The sequence below is a fragment of the Variovorax sp. GW822-FHT04E09 genome, from assembly GCF_058800845.1.
This window is the reverse complement of sequence record NZ_JBXAMR010000005.1, coordinates 541,753-563,672: the sequence shown is the minus strand read 5'-3', so window position 1 is coordinate 563,672 and position 21,920 is coordinate 541,753. Positions and strand designations below refer to the sequence as shown.

The window sequence follows — 21,920 nt, the reverse complement described above, 5'->3', positions numbered from 1 at the left end:
GGCATGCGCATCGTTCAGACCTTCACGCGCGGATCGACGACGGCATACAGCAGGTCGATCGAGAAATTGATGAGCACATAGATCGCGGCGATCACGAGCAGCGCCCCCTGGATGACCGGGTAGTCGCGCCGCAGCACGGCGTTGACCACGAGGTTGCCCACGCCCGGCAGGCCGAACACGGTCTCGGTGATGACGGCGCCGCCGATCATGAGAGCCACCGTCAGGCCGATCACGGTGACGATGGGCACCAGCGCGTTGCGCAGTGCGTGCTTGAGCACCACGGTGCTCTCGCTCAGGCCCTTGGAACGCGCGGTGCGCACGTAGTCTTCACCGAGCACGTCGAGCATCGAAGCGCGCGTGAAGCGGATGATGAGCGCGGAGTTCAAGAGGCCCAGCACGGTGGCCGGCAGCACCAGCGCATGCAGCCGCTCGGCAAACGGCGCATCGGGCGCGCCGTAGCCCGACACCGGGAACCAGCCGAAGGACACCGCAAAGATCTGGATCAGCACGATGCCCAGCCAGAAGCTGGGGATGCTGGCGCCCAGCATCGCGATGCCGGTGAAGAACTGGTCGACCACGCGGCCGCGGAACACGGCCGAGACGATGCCGCAGGGCACGCCGATGAGCGCCGCGATGGCCACCGCCAGCAGGGCCAGCAAGGTGGTGGGCTCGGCGCGCTCCCACAGCGCCTGCGTGACCGGGCGCTGCAGGAAGATCGAGGTGCCCAGGTTGCCCTGCAGCACTTCGCGCAACCAGTAGCCGAACTGCACGGGCAGGGGTTTATCCAGCCCGTAGTCCTTCTGCACGCGGGCGATGTCGGCGGCGGTGGCCTGGTCGCCCAGCAGCACGGAGATGGGGTCGCCCGAGGCGGCGCGCGTGAGCACGAAGACCAGCACGGCCACCAGCGCCAGCACGATGAGCATGCCGCCCGCGCGCGAGGCGATGTAGCGAAGCGATGCGCTCTTGATCATGACGAGAACTCGATGGCGGCGGCGCTGCCGACGGCCACGTACTGGCCGGTGAACTGCACGTCGCCGTTCTTCTTCACGCGGAAGATGGTCACGTTGTCACCCTGCTTGTTGTGGCACACGTAGAGAAAGCGCCCGCTCGGGTCGAGCGTGCAGCTGCGCGGGTAGTTGCCGCGCGTCCACTCTTCGCGCACCAGCGTGGGCGCGCCGGTGCGCGCATCGACCTTGAAGATCGAGATGGAGTCGTGCAGCCGGTTGAGCGACACGAAGTGCGTGCCGCCCGGCAGCATGCGGATGCCCGAGGCGTAGCTGGTGCCCTTGAAACCGGCGGGCAGCGCCGAGGTTTCGCTCACCAGCGTGAGCACGCCGGTGGCGCCGTCGTAGCGCAGGAAGGCGATGGTCGAGGCCTCTTCATTGACGAGGTAGACCCACTTGCCGTTCGGATGGAAGGCGAAGTGGCGCGCGCCCGAGCTCTCGGACACGGCCACCGTGCTCGGCTGACTCAGCACGCCGGTGGCGCGGTCGAAGCGGTACGAGATGACGCGGTCGAGCCCCAGGTCGGCCACGAGCACGAAGTTGCCGGCCGGGTCGGCCTGCACCATGTGGGCGTGCGGGCCGTCGTGGTCGCTGGTGGCAAAGCCTTCGTGCGAACGCGCGGCCAGCGGCACCACGTCGGCGCCGGGCTTGCAGGGCGTGGCGGCGCCGCAGGCCGCGACGTCCTTGTAGACGACGGCGGCGCGGTCGGTGTCGAAGGTTCCGTCGGCGCGCAGTGCGATCACGCTGACGTCGCCACTGGCGTAGTTGGCGGTGAACACGTAGCGGCCGTCGGGATGCACGCTCAGGTGCGCCGGGTCCTTGCCGCCGCAGGGCATCTCGGCCACGAACGACAGAGCGCCGTTCGCGCCGATGCGAAAGGCCGAGACGGAGCCGGCCTCGAACTCGTTGGCGGCGTAGAGCATCGGCAGGCTCGGGTGCCGCGCGAGCGAGGCGGGGTTGCGCAGCTTGGCATCGCTGCCCGCGCTCGCCACGGCGGGCGGTGCACCGGGGATGGGCTTGAGCGCGCCGGTCGCGCCGTCCACCACGAACTGGTGCACGCCCAGGCCGCGCCCGCCGCGCCACGGCTTGCCGCCGTCGCTGTAGGTGCCGACGTAGGCGTACACGGGGCCCGAAGTGGTGGCTTGAGCGGTAGTGGCCATGGATGGTTTGAGTCCGAGGGCGCCGAGGCCGGAGGCCAGTGCGCTGACTTGCAGAAGTTGACGACGCGACGGCATGGCGGTGCTTGCGGCCTTACTTGATCTTCGCGTTCCAGAAGAACGGCCAGGTCGCGGGCTGGTAGTTGTCCAACGCCGGGCTCTTGGCCGAGAGGCCGTTGAACTTGCCGACGTTGATGTAGGGCACCTCGTCGTACACCACCTGCTGCACCTTGCCCCACAGCGCGCCGCGCTTGGCCGGGTCGCTCTCGGTGTTGAAGGCGCTCAGTGCGGCCTTCTTGGCGGGCGAATCCCACCAGCCGGGCGCGCCGTCGCCCAGTTGCGGCGGCGAGAGCATGGGCTCTGGGAACTGGCCCGAGTGGGTCACGTAGATGTCCCACAGCTTCGGGTCGTTGCGGCGTTGCACCAGCGTGGCCCAGTCGACCACGTTGAGATCGACCTTGAAGCCGGCGCGCTTGAGCTGCTCGGCCATCAGCAGCGACATGTTGTAGTGGAAGTCGTACTGGCGGCTGGTGAGCACGCGGATCGGCTCGCCCTTGTAGCCGGCCTTGGCCGCGGCGTCTTTCGCCTTGGTGGCGTTGCGCTGGTTGTAGTGGTCGGCGCCGGCCGCCGAGTAGAACGGCGAGCCCTTGGGGAAGTGGTTGGCCTCGGCCACGAAGAAGCGCGTGTCGCCGAAGCCGGCCGCGAGCATCTCGCCCTGGCCCAGCGCGGTCTGCACGGCCTGGCGCACCGCCGGGTTGGCGGCCACGCCTTCCTTGGTGTTGAGCACGAGGTAGGGGAAGCCGAACGACGGCGTCATGATCGGCAGCGTCTTGCCGCCAGCCTTCTCCAGGCGCGGCAGGGCTTCCACCGGCAGCAGGTCGGCGAAGTCGTACTGGCCGGCCAGCGCACCTTCGACGCGGGTGCTGGCGTTGGGCACGGGCACGAAACGCAGCTCTTCGATGGCCGCTTCGCGCTTGCCGCCGTAGCCGCTCGCGGGCTCCTTGCGCGCGGCGTATTTGTCGAAGCGCGTGAGCAGCACGAACTGGTCGGGGCGGCGTTCCTTGAACTTGTAGGGGCCGGTGCCGACGAAGTCTTTCAGCGGCGAAGCGATGGAATCCTTGGCCATGATGGCCGCCATGCCGCTGGGCAGCGCCAGCTGCGACAGCAGCGGCGCGTACGGCGCCTTCAGAACGATCTCCACGCCGAGCGGGCCCTTGGCCTTGAGGCTCTCGATTTCCTTGCCTACGGCCTTGCCGCGCGGCGACTGGTCCATCCAGCGCTGCAGGCTGGCGACCACGTCGTCGGCCGTGAGCTCGCGCCCGTTGTGCAACGCCACGCCCTTGCGCAGCGTGATGGCGTAGGTCTTGCCGTCGGCCGAGATCTTGGGCATGCCCTCGGCCAGCATCGGCACCACGTTCCACTTGGCATCGAAGGTGTACAGCGTCTCGTACACGTGCTGCATGATGGTTCCGACCAGGTCGGCCGTGGAGGCCATCGGGTCGAGCGTCTGCGGCTCGGCCACCATCGCCAGCGTGGCGAAGTTGCGCGGACCCTGCGCGTGGGCGCTGGGGTGAGGCAGTGCGGCACACAGCATCGCGAGCAGGGAAGCTCCCAGCAGGCTGCGCTTCGACAGGCGGGGCAGGCGCTGGACAAGACCGGCGTGAGACATGGAGAACTCCTTCATGGGGCGGACTTATTTATGAAAGAAATTTTCTTTCTAGGCCGAACTCTGAAGCAGACTTCATGCCAAATCATCCGTGTTAACCCTTGTTGAGGGGTTATTCTGAAAAAGTCTTTCAAATCGGACGGATACTGCGGCCCTCACCCGCCCCCACTCAACCCTCTCACTCCCAGGAGTTCCCATGCCCCTCGAATACCTCGGCGCCCCGCCCATCGCTTCCGACCGCCAGGCCCGCCCCTTCTCGCCCGCCGTGCGCGCGGGCGATTTCGTCTACGTGTCGGGCCAGGTGCCCGCCAACGCGCAGGGCGAGATCGTGGCCGGCGGCATCGAGGTGCAGACGCGCCAGGTGATGGAGAACCTCAAGACCGTGCTCGCGCTGGCCGGCGCCACGCTCGACGACGTGTGCAAGAGCACCGTCTGGCTGCACGACGCGCGCGACTTTGGTGCCTTCAATCGCGTCTACATGAGCTACTTCGGTGAGAACAAGCCGGCGCGCTCGACCACCGAGGCGCGCCTCATGGTCGATGCGAAGGTCGAGATCGACGTCGTCGCCTACAAGCCCAAGGCCTGATCAGGCGGGCCGCAACTCGGTCTTGCGCTGAATGATGCGCGAGACCAGCCCGTACTCCACGGCCTCCGTGGCCGACAGCCAGCGGTCGCGCTCGATGTCGGCCAGCACCACGTCGATGGGCTTGCCGGTTTCGCGCGCGATCTCGTGCGCGATGCGCTGGCGGGCCTTGATGATCTCCTGCGCCTGGATCGCGATGTCGGTCGCCTGACCGCCCGCGCCGCCGCTGGGCTGGTGGATCAAAAAGCGCGTGTTGGGCAGGCACACGCGGCGCTCGCGCGGCGCCGCCAAAAACAGGTGCGTGGCCGCGCTGCCCACCCAGCCGGTGCCGATCATGTGCACCGGCGCGCTGATGAAACGCACCACGTCGTGGATCGCGTCGCCCGACTCCAGGTGCCCGCCGGGCGAGCTCACGAGGATGTCGATGGGTTTGTCGCCGCTGTCGGCATCGAGCGCGATGAGCCGGCGCGTGACGTCGGCGGCCACGCTGTCGGTGATGCTGCCGAAGATCAGCAGCGTGCGCGACTTGAACGCCTTTTCCTCGAGGTAGGAATTGCGCGGCTCGGCCGTGGCCGCGGGCGGTGTGTCGTCGTCGGTTTCCAGTGTTGAAAACATGGGCTGCATGAAGAAAGCTCCTGTGGTTGAACTGTCTTGACGAACAAGCCCACAGTTTCGTGACATTGCGCCTGCCGTGGCAAGCAGCACCGTGGTGCCGCGGTGTCACTTGCCACTCAGGCGGCCATCCGGGGCGACACCACGGCCCTTCGGGGTGTACCGACGCCGGCCAGCACCGGCCGGCCCGTCATCGCGCCGCAATGGTCCAGCGCCTGGCGCAGGACGGTATCCACGTTGCGCAGCGACAGCCCGTAATGGGAGGCCACCTCCTGGCGCGTCTTCTCCTCGATGCGCAAGGCCTCGAGCACCGCCCGGTGACGCCGCGGCAGGCCCTGCATCGCGCGGTCGACCGAACCGACTTCGGCGCGCACTTCGGCCATGTCCTCGGGCCCCGGCGCGTGGTCGATGGCCGACTCGACGGCGGTGTGCGGGTCGTCCACATAGCGCCATGCCCCCTCGCTGCGCAACCGGTCCATGGCCAGGTTGCAGGCCACGCGATAGACGTAGGCGCTGGGGTTCTCCACGGGCGCGCCCACCCGCAGGTGGCCCAGCCGCAGCCAGGCGTCGTGCAGGCATTCGCTGGCCATCTCGGCGCACCCGAGATGGCGGGTCAGCTTGCGCCGCAACCCTTCGTAGTTGGCGCAGAGAAAAACCTGCAGCGCCAGGCGACGCTGCGCTTCGTCCCGCAGCGCATCGGCCGCCTCGTCGCGCGCCGGTGCTTCCTGTTCGCAAAGGACACTGGGTGCCATGACATGCCGCCCCTGCCCGCCTAGCGGTCCTGCTGCAGGCGACGACGCTCGTCGCTGCTCAGGGCGGCCCAGTGCCTGGGGTCGATCTTGCGGCCCATGCCCACCACCTGCACGGGGTTCTGCGGGTCGTAGTCGACCTGCGCCCCGGATTGCAGTCCCGACCGCGGCGCCGGCGCGTCGCGCCCCTCTTGTGCGGGCTCGTTGCCGAAGCCGAGCACGCGCACCGTGAAGACCGACGCCAGCGCCTGCCGCGCGGCCGCGCGCTCGCGCTGCACCGCGTCCTGCGCGGCGGCCGTCGCCTGCGCAGCGGCAGCGCTCGCATTGGTGAGCGCGCCGATGTTCACCGACGCGATCACCGGCAGGCCCTTGGTCTCGCCCTTGACCTGGATGTTGTCCGCGTTGAGCACCTGCAGCGCCGCAATGTTCAGGTTGCCCGCCACGCGCAAGCCCGCATCGCCGGCGTTCACGGTGCCGCGCGGCGCCACCAGGTCGACGTCGCCGTCGCCCACGGTGCCGATGCCGCTGCCGCTCATGTCCGACTTCTCGCGGATCACCGTCACGCCGTCCAGGTCGGTGGACACCTCGGGCGCCGACGGCACGCGCAAGGTCTTGGCGCCGCGCCCGGCGTCGATGTCGCCGACGGTGGACCAGATGATCTGGTCGCTGCCCTGCTTCGTCACCTCGGGCACGAACGACAGGATGCGCGACTGGTTCACGGTGACGTCGTTCCTGGCCGCAATGCCGATGTGCCCCGACGCCAGCGTCACCAGACCGTAGCCGGCCGGCACTGCGGCGCCCAGCGCCGCCACCTGCAGGCCGCCGCCGGGCGTGAGCACGTCGATGTCGCCGCCGGCCATGGTGCGCAGCATCAGCTTGTTGGCCGCCACGTCGCCCTTCCATGTGTCGCCCGGGAACAGCGTCTCGATGGCCGTGTAGCCGCGGTTGTAGCCGCCGTTGCGCGGCAGGCCGCCGGTGCCCGGCTCGTTCTGGTCGCGCCCGGCTTCGCGCAGTTCGAGCAGGTACACCTGCCGCAGGAACTGCTGCTGCGCAAGCTGGGGCAATTTCTGGAAGCGCGCCCAGGCTTCGAGCGGCTCCAGCTTTTCGCCGGTCATGTCCGACATGAACGAGACGAGGCCGCGGCGCACGGTTTTTTCCTGCCCGCCTGCGCGCGTTTCGACCTGGTCCACCAGGTAGATGGGCAGCACGCTGCCGTCCGCGCCCCGGGTCTTCAGGTAGTCGGGCATGGACGCGACCTTCGACGGATCGAGGTAGGCGGCCGTGAACGCGTCGTAGCCCACGGCGTGGTTCAGCCCGGCCATGGCGGTGATGGCGGCGCCGTGTTCCGGCAGGCCCTTGACCTGCGTCTCGGGCAGCGCGCGGTTGTTCCTGTCGTAGCGCTGGTTGCCCAGCGTCTGCACCTGCAGGTTGTCGGCGTACAGGTCGCGGCCGGCGGCCAGCACCAGCGTGCCGGGGCCCTGGATCTCGATGTTGCCGGTCAGGCCCACCGAGAGATCGTTGTTCGGGTCCAGCCGCGCCGTGCTCTGCATCGCCAGGATGTCGTTGCCCGCCTCCAGCAGCGTGACGTCGGACCCACGCAGGTTGCGGCCCGCCAGCCGCAGGCCGCGGATGTCGGTGCCCGCGCGCACCCAGGTCTGCTCGTTGGCCTTCACGTCGAGCCCCACGATGGAGCCCTGCGATGCATAGATGCGACTGGGCTCGAAGTCGTTGGCCAGCGGCAGCACCTCGGGGTTGTTCACGGTGCGCAGGTACGTGTTGTTGACCGGCGAGGCCAGTGCCCGCTCGATCAGGTTGTCGAGCATGTCCTCCATGTTCATCTGGCTGAACGGCGAGCCCGCGCCGGCCGGCATGTAGCCCGTGGGCATCATCGCGGGCGTGGCGTAGGCCATGACGAGCGGCGCGTCGAAGCGGATGTCGTTCTTCGCGACCACTCGCACGTCGTTGGTGGTGCCCGGCAGCACGTACAGCGGCCCGTCGATGGCGATGCCGCCGTTCAGCGCGGCCACCGAGAAGCGCGCCGGATAGCGGTTGCCGCCGAAGCCCACCAGCGTGTCCTTCTCGACCCAGCGCAGCAGCAGGTCGCGGAAGATGAACTCGGTCCGGTTCACGAAGGTGATGTTGCCGCCGGTCGACACCAGCCGCAGCGCGCTGCGGTCGGTGTAGCCGCTCATGTAGGCGCCGTAGTTCAGCACCTGGCCGTCGCCTCGCAGGCCCTCGCCGTAGGTCACCAGCAGCGGATCGACCACCGTCTGCAGGCGCAGGTCACCGGCCGTGCGCAGGCTCAGCGTGGCGTCGCCCAGCGCGAGGATCGGCGCCACGGTGTAGCTGCTCTTCGTCAAGCCGCCGCCGCTGTCGTCGCGGGTTATCGTCACCGTGTGGCCGACCGCCGTTTCGCCGGCGCGGATGTCGCCCGCGCCGCGCGCCACGTAGTACTGGCCGCCGCGGATCGCGCCGCCGGCCTGCACCGACATGGCGCCGCCGTTGCGCATTTCCATGGCCATGGCCTCGCTGGCGGAGCGGCCGCCGCGCATGCGCATGTGGGTCGGCAAGGCGACCAGCAGGTTGCGCAGGTCGCCGCCGGCGTCCACGCTGACGTTGCCGCCGCCCAGCGCGCCCACGCCCTGCTGGAAGCGCCCGTAGTCGATCCACCAGCTCGACTGCTCGGGCGCGTGAATGACGGGGCCGTAGACGCCGTCGGGGTTCCAGCCGTTTTCGCCGTTGGTGTATTCGCCGAAGAAGCGCTTGGCATTGAGCGTGCCCTGCCGGTTGAGCCATTCGGTGAAGTGCTGGCCCGACGGCGCGGCCTCGATGCTGCCCTGCACGCCGATGGCAAGGTTGCCGCCTTCCACGCCGTAGCTGGCGTTCGGGTTGGCGGTGGAGAAGTCGCTCCACACCGTCGTGTCCTTGCGCCCGGCGGTGTAGATGACCGATTCCTTGTGCGCCAGCGTGAGGTCGCGGCCCGCGCGCACTTCGAGGTCGCCGGTGCCGGTGCGCACGAGCTTGCCCGCGCCGTTGTCAGGCTTCGGGTCGATGTCGGTGGGCACGGCGGTGTTGGCCGTGCCCACGGTGATCGACCCCTTGCCCACGGCCTGCGCCGCGAGCGGCTTGAGCGCCATCGCATCGGCCGAGGCCAGTTCGCCGCCGGCCACCAGCCGCAGGTTCCACGACGGGCCCGCCTGCAGCCGGCCGCTGCGGTCGGCCGCGTCGAAGCCATCGCTCAGGTGGCCGTTGATGGCGAGGTTGCCGCCCGCGCGCAAGGTCAGCGTGCCTTCGCGCGCGCCGGAGAAATCGCTGAAAAGATTCCAGTCGCTGTTCAACGCGAGGTCGCCCGTGCTGCGGACCTCGATGCCGGGCATCACGGCCAGCCCGGTGCCCAGCCGTGCCGCCACCCCGCCCGATGCGGCCCTGAAACGCGCGGCATCGGCAATGGCGTCGGGCTTGACCGAATCGACCGTGGCGCCGTCGTAGTCCTTCACGTCGTAGACGCTCACGCCTTCGAGCACCGCCGAGCGCGCGCCGTTCACGGCAACGTTCAGCGCGCTGACCGCGACGTCGTCGTGCGTGGCGTTCTGCTGCGCGCGCAGGCGCACCTTGCCGCCTTCGTTGCCGGCCACGTCGATCAGGCCGCCTTGCAGGTTGAGCTGCCCGCCCGCCGCTTCGAGCGTGACGCGGCCGTTGCCCAGGCTGCCGGTGGCACCGGCGAGCAACTGCGCGCCGGCCTGCATTGCCACGCCGTTGCCGGCGGTGATGCGAATGGCGCCGCCGTAGGCCGAGCGCGCATCCACCGTGCCCGAGATGTCGATGCTGCCCCGGTCCGCCGTGAGGCCGAAGTCTTCCACCTGCGTGAAGCCGCCCAGTGCCACGTTGCCCTGGCGGATGCGGAACTGGCGCGAGCGGTTGAAGCCGGCGTCGTTCAGCCGCTGGCTCACGCCGGCGAAATCGGGCAGCGCCTCGATGTCGAGCGCGAAGCTGCCGGCCTTGCCGCCATTGCCTCCCGCCTGCGCCGCGATCAGGCCGTCGAGCACCACCGTGCCGCCCTGCGATGCCGCAAGGCTCAGCGTGCCGGCGTCGCCGCCCCTCGGGTGGGCGGCCAGGTCGAGCCGGCTGCCGGCCTCCAGCCGCACGTCGCCGCCCACCGCCGACAGGCCGATGCGGCCCGCGTCCGCGTATTCGGCCACGTCGAAGAACTGCTTGGCGGAGCCGCTCACGTCGATGGTGGCGCCGCGCGCCACGACCAGGCTGCCGCCGGTCGCCGTCATGTCGATGCTGCCGCCCCGCGCCACCGCCCGGCCGTCGAAGGCAATGCTGCGCCCGCTGAGGGCCAGGCGCAGGCCCAGGCTTTCCTGCGGGTCGAACGACGCGGCCTCGCCTTGCGCCGAAGCGACGACCTGCAAGGCGCCGCCCGTGGCAATCGACTGCGTCGCGCCGCCGCGGCCGGTCAGCAGCGGCGTGTTCAGCGTGAGCGGCGACGCGCCCGTGTCGATGCCGCCCGCGCCCTCGCCGATGATCGCGTTGCGGCCCGCCAGCGTCACCGCGCCGAAGCCCGAGAACGTCTTCTGGCCCGCGCCCAGCACCAGCGTGGCCGCGTCCAGCGTGAAGCCGCCCGCACCGCCGGCGGCGGGCACGCCGGTGCCGCCCCCGCCGCTGTTGACGAGCGCGATGCTGTCGCCCTTGATCGTCACGTCGCCCGCGCCGCGGCCCACGAATGCGCCGCCGTCGAAGGTCAGCGATTTCAGGCCGGCCGCGCCCAGGTCGAGCGAGCTGTAGAAGTCGAAGTCGGTGTAGCTGCGCAGCGTCAGGCGCGTCGAACGGCCCAGCTGCGCAAGCGCGCCGCTGTCCAGCACCATGCCTTCGGTGCCGCCGCCGAAGCCGATGCGGCCGGCCGCCACCGACAGGTCTGTGCCCGCGATCTGCGCCGAGGCCGCCAGTTCCGTCGTGCGCGTGGCGTCGATCAGCAAGGCCGCATCGCCGTTGACGATGGCACCCGCACCGATGGAAACCAGCCCGCCGCGCGAGGTGTCCACGCCCTGGCGGATGACCTTGACCGCGTCGCCGGTGGCCACGCGCACCAGCGCGCCCCAGTCCCTGGCGGCCGAGACGAGCACGTCGTCCACCGCGTCCTTGGCGTCGATCACGCCATCGAAGTTGTCGTCCAGGTTGCCGTCCGGGTCGGCGTAGACCGCCGCCACCCGCGGCTTCATGACCAGGTTGCCCGCGCCGCGCCCGCCCGCGCCCTTCGCGCTCACACGGCTTCCGCCTTCGATGGCCACCTTGTCGCTGGCGGCCAGGATGATCTCGGGGCCGAACAGCTCGGAACCGTCGTTGTTGCGCACCACGATGTCGGTCGCGGTCACGTCCAGTTCCAGGCCGAGCGCGTTGCCTTTGCGCTTGCCGCCCACCAGCAGGCTGCCCGCGCCGAAGTTCGACAGGCTCGCCGCATCGATGACGAGGTAGCCGTCGGCCTGCAGGCTGGCGCTGTCCTGCCCGCTGCCGACGATGGCGATCTTCTTGCCGGCAATGTCCACCAGCCCGCCGCGCCCGCCCTCGTCGGGTGCCGAGCGCAGCGTGCCGTCCAGCACCAGCCGGCGGCCGGCGTCGAACACCACCGCGCCGCCGTCGCGCGGCAGGCGCGGCGTGACGACGTTCTGGCCGGTCAGGCGGTACTGCGTGAGCTTGAAGGCCTCGGACGAGAAGAAGTCGTTGGCCGTGGCCTCGTTGTATTCGGAGTAGCGCCGCAGCACGGCGCCGGACATCACGCGCCAGGCCGATGCCTGCGCGTCCTGGTTGCCGCCGTAAGCGTTGCCGGCCTTGCCCTGCATGACCAGGCTGCCGTCCGGTGCGCGGGTGGCGGGTACGAGTGCGCCGCCCCAGGCCTTGCCCGTTGCCTGCACCGCGAAGGCGCCGGGCAGCAGCGCATAGCGCGCGGGCAGCAGCGTGTACCAGCCGGCCGCCAGACCGGGGCCGCCGGCGAGCCAGACACGCTGGCCCGCCGCGGCACCGCCAGCGGGCGCCGCGCCGGCCTGCCCCGGCAGGATCGCGTACATGCCGGGCATGTTCAGCATGTCGTGCGAGCCGCCCGGGCCCGGCACGAATTCGGAGGCATGCAGGTCGCCGCCGCCCGCGATGTCCACCACCGCGCCACGCGCCAGCGCCACGTCGGGCGACTTCATGGTGATGCGTTTTTCAGGCGGCGCGACCAGCGAGCCAGTCGACGGATTGGTGGGATCGACCGCCTTCGACGGGTCGTGCCAGTGCTCGTTGTTGGACAGCGTGCCAAAGGGCACGGTCATTCCGGCGCCCGACACCGAAGTGAGGCTGCCTGCGCCCAGCGACAGGCGCTCGCCGGCGTTCAGCTCGATCTGGCCGAAGGGCGCGCGCAGCACGCCGTTCTGCGCGATCACCGGCGCTTCCAGGCGCAGGCTGCCGCCGGCCGACAGCGGCGCGCTGCCGGCATCGCCCAGGCGCTCGACGGTGATGGAATCGCCGGCGCGGATCACGCCGGTCATCGCGGTGGTCGGGTACACCTGGCCGGCGTTCAGCACCAGTTGCCCGTCCACGTCCAGGTTGACCTGCAGCCGGGTTTCTTCGTTGATCGGCGAAGGCAGCGCGCCGCCCATGCGGATCTCTCCAGCTTCGAGCACCGTGCGGCCGAAGCCGCCGATGCGCACGGCGCCGGCCTGGAACTGGGTCGGGTCTTCCGATGCCGAGATGTCGATCAGCGAGCCGGCCACGGTGAGCTGCCCCGCCCCTGCCGACGCGGCCGACGATGCCGGCGCTTCAGGCGAGGCGCCGGGCACGGCCGACAGCACGATGCGTGGCGCGCGCAGCGACGACGACGAGCCCGCGTGCCCGACGATCGGCCCCTGCAGCCAGATCGAGCGGCCCAAAGCGAGGTTCGCGTTGTCCAGGCGAATCGCACCCTGCGTCGCATTCACCAGCGAGAGGTCGGCAAAGCCGCCGTCCTTGAAGGCCTGCGGACGCACCGTCAGCGTGGACACCTGGCCGGGCTTGTTCAGCAGGTCGCGCAGCAGGTCGCTCGAAAGGAGCGCGTCGCGGAACAGGTCCAGCGCCTGCGGCGTCAGGCCGAACTGCGCCGCATCGAGCGCGCCGTTCGCGCCGGGCAGGCCCAGTCGGTCGGACACCACCAGCTCCTTCACATCCGCCAGCTTCGCGAGCAGCGCCGACGACAGGATCATCGGCCCGTCGATCTCGTAGCCGTAGCTGCGCAGGCCGGGCGCCCAGTCGTAGTCCACGCCCTGCCGCCAGTCGCTGCACACGCCGTCCACCGCCAGGCCCACGCAGTCCGGGTCTTGCAGCACGCGTTGCAGTTGCTCCAGCGGCGAGCCTGTCGGGCCCGATGTCGCGGTCATGTTCAGGCGGATGCGCCCGCCGATGCCGTTGGGCCCGCCCGCCTTGCCCACCATCGTGCTTTCGATCAGGCCCTTGCCCGTGATTTCGATCAGGCCGCCGTTGCTGTCCAGCCGGATCTCCGGTGCGGGCCGGTGCACGCGCGTGCCCGAGGGGCCGGCATCGGGCACGCCGTCGATCGTGCCGGTGGCGCCCGACACGTCGATGAGCGCATCTTTCTCCAGCCGCATGTCGCCCGCCAGGATGCTCACCGTGCCGCCGTCGCGCACCTCGCCCACGCGGCGGCCGCTGCTGCTGTCGATGCGGATCAGCGGCACGCCGCGCGCCAGCAGTTCAGCGCCGGCTTCGAGGACGACCGTGCCGCCGCTCAGCGCAATGCGGCCCGCCGGTGCGTCAAGGCGCCCGCCGACCGTCAGCACGCCCAGTTCGCTGCCGGCGTTCAGCGACAGGCTGCCGCCGGTGTCGGTGCGCACGCTGGCGCCCCGCGCAATGCGGACCGGACCGTTCTCGGTGCCGAGCGACAGCGCCGCGGGGCTTCGCGCCGCGCGCTCGTCGGGCCGCAGCACGCCCAGGGGCGCTGCCTCGGCCAGGTTGCGGCCGCTCGGCAGATCGCGCCAGGCGAAGTTGTTCAGGTCGATGCTCGTGGCCTGCTGCGACACCACCACGCCTTCGGGCACCACGATGCCCTTGCCTTCGCCGCGCACCGAGACCGTGACGTTGCCGAATCCGCGCTCGCCGAAGAGCGTGGGCGGCAGCATCACCACCGAGGAGGCCGCGGAGGCCGGAGTGGCCCCGGCTTCGTCCGGCGGCGAAACGGGCGGCACGCCACCGATCTGCACCGCCGAGGCGGTCTGGATCGACAGGCTGCCCGCCGAGCCCGCTGCATGGGCGCGCATGTTCAGTGCGTTCAGGTCGAGGTCGGGCGTCACGCCGGCCAGCGAAATGGACCCCGCATTGCCCACGCGCAGCGTCGGCAGGCCCTGCTTGCCGGGGTCCGCGCGGCCACCGCCCGATACGTCGAGCACGGCATCCTTGTGGGCCACGATCTTTCCGGCAATCACCGTGATCGCGCCGCCGTCCAGCGCCCAGGCGCCGCGCAGTGCGCCGTCGCGCCAGGTGTTGATCCACTGGCCGCTGGCGTCCAGCCGGCCCTGCTCGCCGAGCTCCACTTTTCCGTAGGCCGACGAAAGCCCGATCTGCCCGCCCGGCACGCGGATCAGTCCGTTGATGCGGATGTCGTTGGTCGAGCCTTCGGTGCCGGCCACCGAGAGCGACGCGCCCGGCGACAGGTTCAGCGCCGCGCCGCTCGCAAGCTCGAAGTCGCCGTTGATGTGGTTCAGCACGATGGTGCCCATGCCCGAATTGCTGAGCATGTCGTCCGACAGGAAGGTGAGCTTGCGGGACTTCTGCTCGCCCGGCTTCAACTGCACATAGAAGTCGTCGCCGAGCTTCGTGTTCGCATCGAAGTCCTGCGCGAGCCGCTTCGGGTCGTGGCTGACGATGATGGTGCCCGGCGACCACGGCCGGCCATCCGGCGAGTTCTCGCCCAGCTGCAGCCGGCCGCCCTTGTTGCCGCCCGGGTTCTTCGACTGGCGCTCGCCCACCACCACGCCGCCCAGCATGTCGCCCTCGAGCACCATGGTGTCGCCCGCGTAGATCTGCACGGCGCCGGCCTTGCGCCCTTCGGTGTAGCCGGCTTCCTTGTAGTCGGCGCCGATGAGCGGCGTGCGCCAGGTGGTCTTCACGCCCCAGCGCGCATGCTGGTTGGTGAACTCGCCCGCGATGCCGGTGTAGTCGGTGTCGGACATGGCCCGGTCCATGGTGTGCACGCGGCCGTCGGCGCCCATGAGCTTGGTCGCGGTGTTCATGCCGTCGGTGTAGCGCACCGAGCCGCCGGACACGTCCAGCATCGATCCCGTGCGCGTGATCACCGAGCCGCCCGAGCGCATCTCGATGCTGCCCGCGTTGGCAGAGAGCTCGCCCAGGTCGGTCTTGCCCACGCCCACCCAGCCGCTCACGTCGCCCAGCGGCGTGCCCACCCAGGCACCGGGAATATAGGTGGCGCCGTCAGGGCCCAGCACCCATTGCACGCCCGCCATCGGGCCGTCCTTGAACACGCCGCTCACGCGCCGGTCGACGACTACCTTCTTGCCACGCACCCACGCGTCGAGCTGCATGGGTGAGTCGCGCAGTTCGTTGATGCGCAGCTCGGCCTCGATGAAGTTGCGCGACATGGCCACCTGCATGCCCTGCAGGCCGGCCACGCTCAGGAACGCATCGTTGTCCACGTAGATGCGGCTCGCATCGCGCAGGCTGCCCGGCTTGAAGTACGGGAACAGCGTGAACATCGGATTGACGGCCGATTCGAGCTTGATGGTTCCCGCCGGCACCAGCACGCCGGCCTTCGAGCGGATGTCGATCAGTTGCCCGTACAGGCTCACGCGGCCCGGCTGGTAGCGCGTGGCAAGCGCCGATGCCTCGATCTCGCTCGTGTCCGAGGCGTCGGGCAATACCTGCGAAATGCTGCCTTCGCCCAGTGTGAGCGTGCCGGCCGACCAGTTGATCAGGTCGTTCACGCCATCGGCGTACATGTGCGAGCCCAGGCCCCAGGCGCGCAGCAGGATCGAGCCGTTGCGGTTGTTCAACGCGGTGGTTGCGCTGAGCACGCCCGACTGCCGCACGTCCTGCGCCTGCAGGGTGATGTTGCCGCGGTCGGCCTGCACGGTGCCGGTGTTGACCACCTCGTAGCCGACCGCCTTGGCGCGCGCCGCCATCTCGGGCATGACGACATCGCGCAGGCCGGCGACGAAGTTGGCGTCGGCATAGACCGGCGAGAGCTTGAGCGCGCCCCACACCTGCCCGCCGGTGAAAGCCCAACCGGGCACTGCCGAAGCGGCCACGTCGAGGCCGCGGGGCGCGTTCGGGTCCTGCGTCGATGGCGTCTTCAGGTAGATGTTCTCGCCGGCCGCGAGGATGACCTGGCCGTCGGGCGCCGAGATGCGGCCCGCGTTGCGCACCTTGGGCGCGAACAGCATGACCTTGCCGCCGCTGTTCGCCGCCAGCTGCGCGCCTGCGTCGACACGCACTTCGCCGGGCGCCGCGCCGGGAACGAAGCGGTCCACGTCGCCCATCTTGTCGGGCGCGCCGCCGACGCCGGCCTTGAAACCCGCGTCGCCGTAGATCAGGGGCCGCGCGGAGGTGAACTCGCCGAACTGCGGAATCGGGAAATCGTTGCCCTGGTTGGTGAGCACCTGCGGGTTGTTGATGCCCAGCTTGAACTGCTTGTCCGACAGCGCAAGGCTGGACGCGACCAGCGAGCGCGTGTCCACCTGGCTGGAGCCGGTGAAGACGATGCCGTTGCGGTTGACGAGGTACACCGAGCCGTCGGCCTTGATCTGCCCGGCAATCTGGCTGGGGCGGCCGCTCGGATCGTTGATGCGGTTGAGCGCGATCCATGCGTTGGTGCCGTCGGGCTTGGCGCCGCCCTTCTGGTCGAACTGCACCGTGGTGTGCTTCCCGACGTTGAAGCTCTCCCAGTTCAGGATCGCCTTGTCGTCGGTCTGCTCGATGCCGACCACGGTGCGGCCGCCCGACGCGGTCTGCACCGGCGCCCTGGCATTGAGCCAGCCTGCGGTGAGGCTGTGGGTATCGACCTTGAGCCCGCCGTCGGCCAGGCCGTCGGGGATGTCCGAGCCCCCGTTCGATGCGGCCTCGCGTGCGGCCGCCTGCGCCGCCTGTTGCGCGGCAATGGAACGCGCCGCCATGTTCAGGTTGCCCATGGAGCGCTGCAACTGTTCGCCGGCCTTGCGCTGCTCCAGCGGATTGGTCAGCATCGATGCCGGCATGCCGTTGGGCAGGCGGCCCGTCGCCGAAGCGGTGTTCTGCATCGCGCTCTTGTTGGCGAACCAGGCGCCGCTGAAGGCCTGCTGGGCCTGGGCATCCAGCACCAGCGCGCCGTTGACCGCCAGCGTCATGGCAATGGCGCGCGCAATCGGCGCCATGCGAAAGCGCCGCGCCTGCCGCCGGGTGCGCGCCTTCGTTGCGTGGATCGGTGTGAGGGGCCCGCGTGTGCTCATGAGTCGTTTCCGCCGGAAAGTTGAGTCGATGCACTACGACGAACGGGCGCCCCACGACCCCGCAACTTATTTTTCAGGCCGCGCACCACGGCCGCCCGATTCAGCTGAGAACCGTCAACCCGCCCGGCAACGAACGGGCGTCGAGATCGAAGGCATGCTGCAGCTGCACCAGCGCCAGGTCGAGCGATGCGATGTAGAAGCTCCCGGTGACTAGGCGGCTGCGCGCGGCCGTGTTCATCAGCACCACACGACCGCGCCGGTAGCGGTTGATCTCGTCGAGCACGTCGGACAACCGGGCCTGCGTGAACACCAGCTCGCCCTTGCGCCAGGCCGACAGGTTGGCGGCGCCGACCAGCGCCACGCTGCTCACCGACGTGCCGTCGTACACCGTCTGCTGGCGCGCGCGCAGCTCACGCGCACCCGCGGGATGCTCCACGCGCACCGCGCCTTCGATGCAGGTCACGCACACCTTGGCGTCCAGGTAGCGGACCTCGAAACGCCCCGACTCGGCCAGGCTGCGGCCCGCCCCGGCCACGACGCCGAAGGGCCGTGCGCCACTGGCCGACGACAGATCGAACGCGGCCTCTCCCTCGAGCAGGTCGACGCCGGTCGTCCGGCCGTCCACCGTGCGGCGCCGGATGCGGGTCTGGGTGTTCAGGGTGACCTGCACCCGCTCGGTCAGGCCCACCTCCAGCTGCTCGCCGGTGGCGGTGCGGTAGTCGCCGCCCCACCCCGCCGGCGCGGGCCACAAGCCCGCAGACGGATGGAACACCGCCACGCCCGCGACACCGGCCATGGCCGCCGCGCCCGCTGCCGCACCGAGGAAAGCGCGGCGCGCGAGCACCGGTCGGGGCTGGTGGCGCGCATGAAACGCCGCCGCATCGGCATTGGTGCGAAGCACGCCGGCAGAGGCCTGACCGAGCACGGCCCATTGCGCCCTGGCCTCCTTGAAGACCGCCGCGTGCGCCGGGCTGCGCGCCAGCCAGTGCTTGAAGCGCTGGGCGTCCTGCGGCTTGACGGCACCCGAATGCAACAGCCGCAGCCACTCCCAGGCCTCGTGCCGCGTCGTGTCGACCGCGAGGGCGGGATCGTCGACCGGTGCCGTCAGGGGGTCGTGCATCACCGCCGGGACCCTTCTTCTGGGCCTCGGCCCGTTGCGAGCGCCAGGGTGATTCGATTCTTCACTCCGTACGACGAACGGGCCGCGCCGATCCCGCAACTATTTTTTGTCATGGGCCATCCGGGCACTCAGGTAGTCGTGCGCATGCTTGAGTTCGTATTCGACGGTGCGCAGGGAAATGCCCAGGCGCCGGGCCACTTCGGGCTGCGTCAGTCCCTCCATGTGCACCAGCACGACGACCTCGCGCCGCCGCGCCGGCATGCGGTCCAGCAGCTTGATCACTGCGTCCAGCTGCGAACGCGCCTCGGCGATCCGCGCGGGTCCCGGCGCCGTGTCGGCCAGTTCCATCAGCGCATCGATTTCTTCGAAAGGCAGGTTGCGGCTCTGGCGACGCTGGATGTCCAGCGCAATATTGAACGCCATGCGCACGAGATAGCCGCCCGGCCGCTGGATCGGCCCTGCTTCGCTTCCGCCCTGGTCGTTCACGCGCAGCCAGGTGTCGTGCAGCGCGTCCTCGGCCAGGTCTGCATTGCGCAACGCGCGGCCCAGCTGGCGCTTGAGGGCGTCGTAGTGCCTGGACAGGTAGTCCATGAGCACGGGGCGGACGTCTTCGGCCATGGACAGGTCAGGACGGCGAGCGGCCGGTCGCCTCGCGGCAGCGCGTTCCGCCGCGCGCATCGGTGGGCAGGATGAGCAGCGTCAAGGGCTGCGGCAGGTCCGGCGGCGGCGCATGCGCGAGGCGCACGCCCCGCAGAACCTCCAGCATCTCGGCGTCGCGGGCCGCGTCGCCGGTCAGGCCGAGCAGGCGCGGCCGGCGAAGCTGGCCCCCCTCGTCCACCTCGAAGCGCAGCAAGGACCGGTACGTTCCCGGCCGCGTGCGCACATTGCCGCACAACGCTTCCCAGACCCGCGCCTGCAGCAGGCTGGGGTAGCCCGCCAGGCTTCCAAGGCTGGCCGCGCGCGGGGCCTCCGCCCGGGCCTGCGCCGGCCTCAGCGCGAGCGTGACGGCCGAACCCGTGCGGACCTTTTCGGCCACCAGGCCCGTGCCCTCCAGCAACAGTTCAAGCGCGGCGTCGGGGGCGTAAAGCCCGCGCACCGCGGAGGACGTCAGCCCGGCCAGGATTTCGCTGCGAAAGAGTGCAGGCTGCCGCGTGACGGCGGCATAGCGCTTGAGCGCATCGGCCAAGGGAAGCGAGGGAATGTCGAACGCCAGTGCGGCGTCACCCGCGCCTGGAACCGCGCCGGCCGGGGCCTCGCCCTCACGCAGCGGCGATGCAGATCCGTCGCTCGCCCAGGCCGTGCCGGCCAGCCACGACAGCGCGAGCGCGCAGAGTGCGACGCTGCGGCCTGCCGAGCCCGCGAACCCAGGGTGCACCTCGCTCACCCTCGCGGCGCAACGATGCCGCGCGCATCGTCACGCCCGCCGTGAGGATGCGAAAGCCATGGCAGGGAAAAAAGTCGAGTCGGCAAGGAGCGCACGCCAGTCGGGAAACTTGCATGCTGTCACCGGCGTGTGACGGTCTCGTTGCAACGTCAGACCTTCCTGCGCCCCGGCGCGTGGCGCGCATCCCGTGTGCCGCAGGAAGCCCGAGGACGCCCCTCGAGCGGCTGACCGACGCTCAGCCCGCCAGCCGCCCCGCCACCAGCTGCAGCACGCGGTCGCAGCGCTTGGCCAGGTCCTGGTCGTGCGTGACCATCACGAAGGCCGTGCGGTGCCGGTGCGCGAGGTCGAGCATCAGCGCGAACACGGCGTCGGCGGTGCTGCGGTCGAGGTTGCCGGTGGGCTCGTCTGCCAGCACGCAGGCCGGCTGCGTGACCAGCGCACGCGCAATGGCCACGCGCTGGCGCTCGCCGCCCGACAGCTCGGCCGGCCGGTGGTGCAGGCGTTCGCCCAGGCCCACGCTGGCGAGGATCTTGGCCGCGGCCTGCGACGCTTCGCCGGCCTCGACGCGGCGGATCTTCAGCGGCATCGCGACGTTGTCGAGCGCACTGAACTCGGGCAGCAGGTGATGGAACTGGTAGACGAAGCCCAGGTGCTGGTTGCGCAGCCGGCCCTGCTCGGCGGGGTCGGCATGCGCAATGTCCTTGCCGAGCAGTTCGACCTTGCCCGCGGTGGGTGCGTCGAGCCCGCCCATCAGGTGCAGCAGCGTGCTCTTGCCGGAGCCGGACGCACCGACGATGGCCAGCGTTTCGCCGGCGTGCACGTCGAGGTCGACGCCGTGCAGCACGGTGAGGTCGATGCGGCCTTCGTGGAAGCGCTTGGTGAGGCCGCGGGCCTTGAGAACGACATCACTCATAGCGCAGGGCCTCGGCGGGATTGACGCGGCTGGCGCGCCAGCTCGGATACAGCGTGGCCAGGAAGGCCAGGATGAGGGAAATGATCGCGATCGGCATGATGTCGCTTTGCTGCGGGTCGCTCGGCATCTTGCTGATCAGGTAGATGTCCTTGGGCAGGAAGCTCGCGTGGAAGAGCTGCTCCAGGAAGGGCACGATCACGTCGATGTTGTAGGCGATGCCCAGGCCCAGCAGCAGGCCGCCCACGGTGCCGATCACGCCCACCATGGCGCCCTGCACCACGAAGATGGCCATGATGCTGCGCGGCGAACTGCCCAGCGTGCGCAGGATGGCGATGTCGGCGCGCTTGTCGGTCACGGTCATCACCAGCGTCGACACGAGGTTGAAGGCCGCCACCGCGACGATCAGCGTGAGGATGATGAACATCATGCGTTTCTCGACCTGCACGGCTGCGAACCAGGTCTTGTTCTGGCGCGTCCAGTCGCGGATGAGGAACTGGCCCGGCAGCGTGACGGCGAGCTGGTCGGCCACCTCGCGCGCCTCGTGCAGGTCTTTCAGCTTGAGGCGGATGCCGGTCGGGCCTTCGAGACGGAACACCTTGGCGGCGTCTTTCTCGTGCACCATCGCCAGCGCCGAGTCGTACTCGTAGTGGCCCGAGTCGAACACGCCGACCACGGTGAACTGCTTCAGGCGCGGCACCACGCCGGCCGGCGTGACCTGTCCGCCCGGCGCCACCAGCGTGACCTGGTCGCCGGGCTGCACGAACATGGAGCGTGCCAGCTCGATGCCCAGCACGATGCCGAACTCGCCCGGCACCAGCTTGTCGAAGGTGCCGCCCTTGGCGATGCCGCCGGTGTCGGTGACCTCGGGCTCGAGTGCGGGGTCGATGCCGCGCACGATGGCGCCCTTCATGTCTTCGCCGCGCGCGATCAGCGCCTGCGTGTTGATGAACGGTGCCGCGCCGATCACCTCGGGGTTCTTGCGGGCGTCGGCCATGATGGCGTCGATGTCCTGCAAGGCCTGGCCGTCGCGCGAGAAGATCTCGATGTGCGACACCACGCTGAGCATGCGGTCGCGCACTTCCTTCTGGAAGCCGTTCATCACGCTGAGAACGATGATCAGCGCCGCCACGCCCAGGGCGATGCCGAGCATCGACACGCCGGAGATGAAGGAGATGAAGCCGTTGCGTCGCGTGGCACGGCCTGCGCGCGTGTAGCGCCAACCGAGCTGCAGTTCGTAGGGGAATCGCATCAGCGGCCTCGCCCCGTG

Annotated in this window: 12 protein-coding genes; 1 reads left to right on the top strand and 11 read right to left on the bottom strand. The window is 70.0% G+C overall.

All coding sequences use genetic code 11. From position 1 onward, the window contains the following. Positions 1–14 precede the first annotated feature (14 nt). The 3 genes from AC1RL8_RS22725 to AC1RL8_RS22715 form a co-directional block, all read right to left on the bottom strand. Positions 15–971 carry an ABC transporter permease gene (locus AC1RL8_RS22725; RefSeq protein ID WP_447741489.1) on the bottom strand — a complete coding sequence of 319 codons (957 nt, stop codon included), beginning with the start codon at positions 969–971 and terminating at the stop codon, positions 15–17. Continuing rightward, positions 968–2,164, bottom strand: coding sequence for a lactonase family protein (locus AC1RL8_RS22720; RefSeq protein WP_492686133.1), 1,197 nt, complete (start codon positions 2,162–2,164; stop codon positions 968–970). Before AC1RL8_RS22720 ends, AC1RL8_RS22725 begins: the two co-directional genes overlap by 4 nt. Positions 2,165–2,255: 91 nt before the next feature. Next, on the bottom strand, positions 2,256–3,830 hold the full coding sequence (locus AC1RL8_RS22715; protein ID WP_390346292.1) for an ABC transporter substrate-binding protein: 1,575 nt from the start codon (positions 3,828–3,830) through the stop codon (positions 2,256–2,258). A gap of 193 nt (positions 3,831–4,023) precedes the next feature. On the opposite strand from AC1RL8_RS22715, the gene AC1RL8_RS22710 reads away from it, so the two are divergent. Beyond that, entirely contained in the window at positions 4,024–4,413 is a 390-nt protein-coding gene (locus AC1RL8_RS22710; protein WP_062473709.1) for a RidA family protein, read from the top strand. Here AC1RL8_RS22710 and AC1RL8_RS22705 read toward each other — a convergent pair whose 3' ends face one another. The 8 genes from AC1RL8_RS22705 to AC1RL8_RS22670 form a co-directional block, all read right to left on the bottom strand. Further along, entirely contained in the window at positions 4,414–5,034 is a 621-nt protein-coding gene (locus AC1RL8_RS22705) for an ATP-dependent Clp protease proteolytic subunit (RefSeq protein ID WP_369644561.1), read from the bottom strand. 107 nt (positions 5,035–5,141) lie between these two features. Further along, on the bottom strand, positions 5,142–5,774 hold the full coding sequence (locus AC1RL8_RS22700; protein ID WP_492679750.1) for a sigma-70 family RNA polymerase sigma factor: 633 nt from the start codon (positions 5,772–5,774) through the stop codon (positions 5,142–5,144). A gap of 20 nt (positions 5,775–5,794) precedes the next feature. Then, entirely contained in the window at positions 5,795–17,236 is an 11,442-nt protein-coding gene (locus AC1RL8_RS22695) for a filamentous hemagglutinin family protein (RefSeq protein ID WP_492686134.1), read from the bottom strand. Positions 17,237–17,336: 100 nt separating this feature from the next. Then, a complete protein-coding gene (locus AC1RL8_RS22690; protein ID WP_492686135.1) occupies positions 17,337–18,356 on the bottom strand; it encodes a FecR family protein in 1,020 nt (339 codons plus the stop codon). 99 nt (positions 18,357–18,455) lie between these two features. Next, positions 18,456–18,974, bottom strand: a complete 519-nt coding sequence (locus AC1RL8_RS22685; protein ID WP_390346298.1) for an RNA polymerase sigma factor — start codon at positions 18,972–18,974, stop codon at positions 18,456–18,458. A 7-nt stretch (positions 18,975–18,981) separates the two neighbouring features. Then, complete coding sequence (locus AC1RL8_RS22680; RefSeq protein WP_492686136.1) at positions 18,982–19,740, bottom strand: TonB-dependent outer membrane receptor; 759 nt, start codon at positions 19,738–19,740, stop codon at positions 18,982–18,984. Between the two features lie 235 nt (positions 19,741–19,975). Then, positions 19,976–20,653, bottom strand: coding sequence for a lipoprotein-releasing ABC transporter ATP-binding protein LolD (gene lolD / locus AC1RL8_RS22675; RefSeq protein WP_492686137.1), 678 nt, complete (start codon positions 20,651–20,653; stop codon positions 19,976–19,978). Continuing rightward, complete coding sequence (locus AC1RL8_RS22670; RefSeq protein ID WP_062473701.1) at positions 20,646–21,902, bottom strand: lipoprotein-releasing ABC transporter permease subunit; 1,257 nt, start codon at positions 21,900–21,902, stop codon at positions 20,646–20,648. Before AC1RL8_RS22670 ends, lolD begins: the two co-directional genes overlap by 8 nt. Positions 21,903–21,920 lie beyond the last annotated feature (18 nt).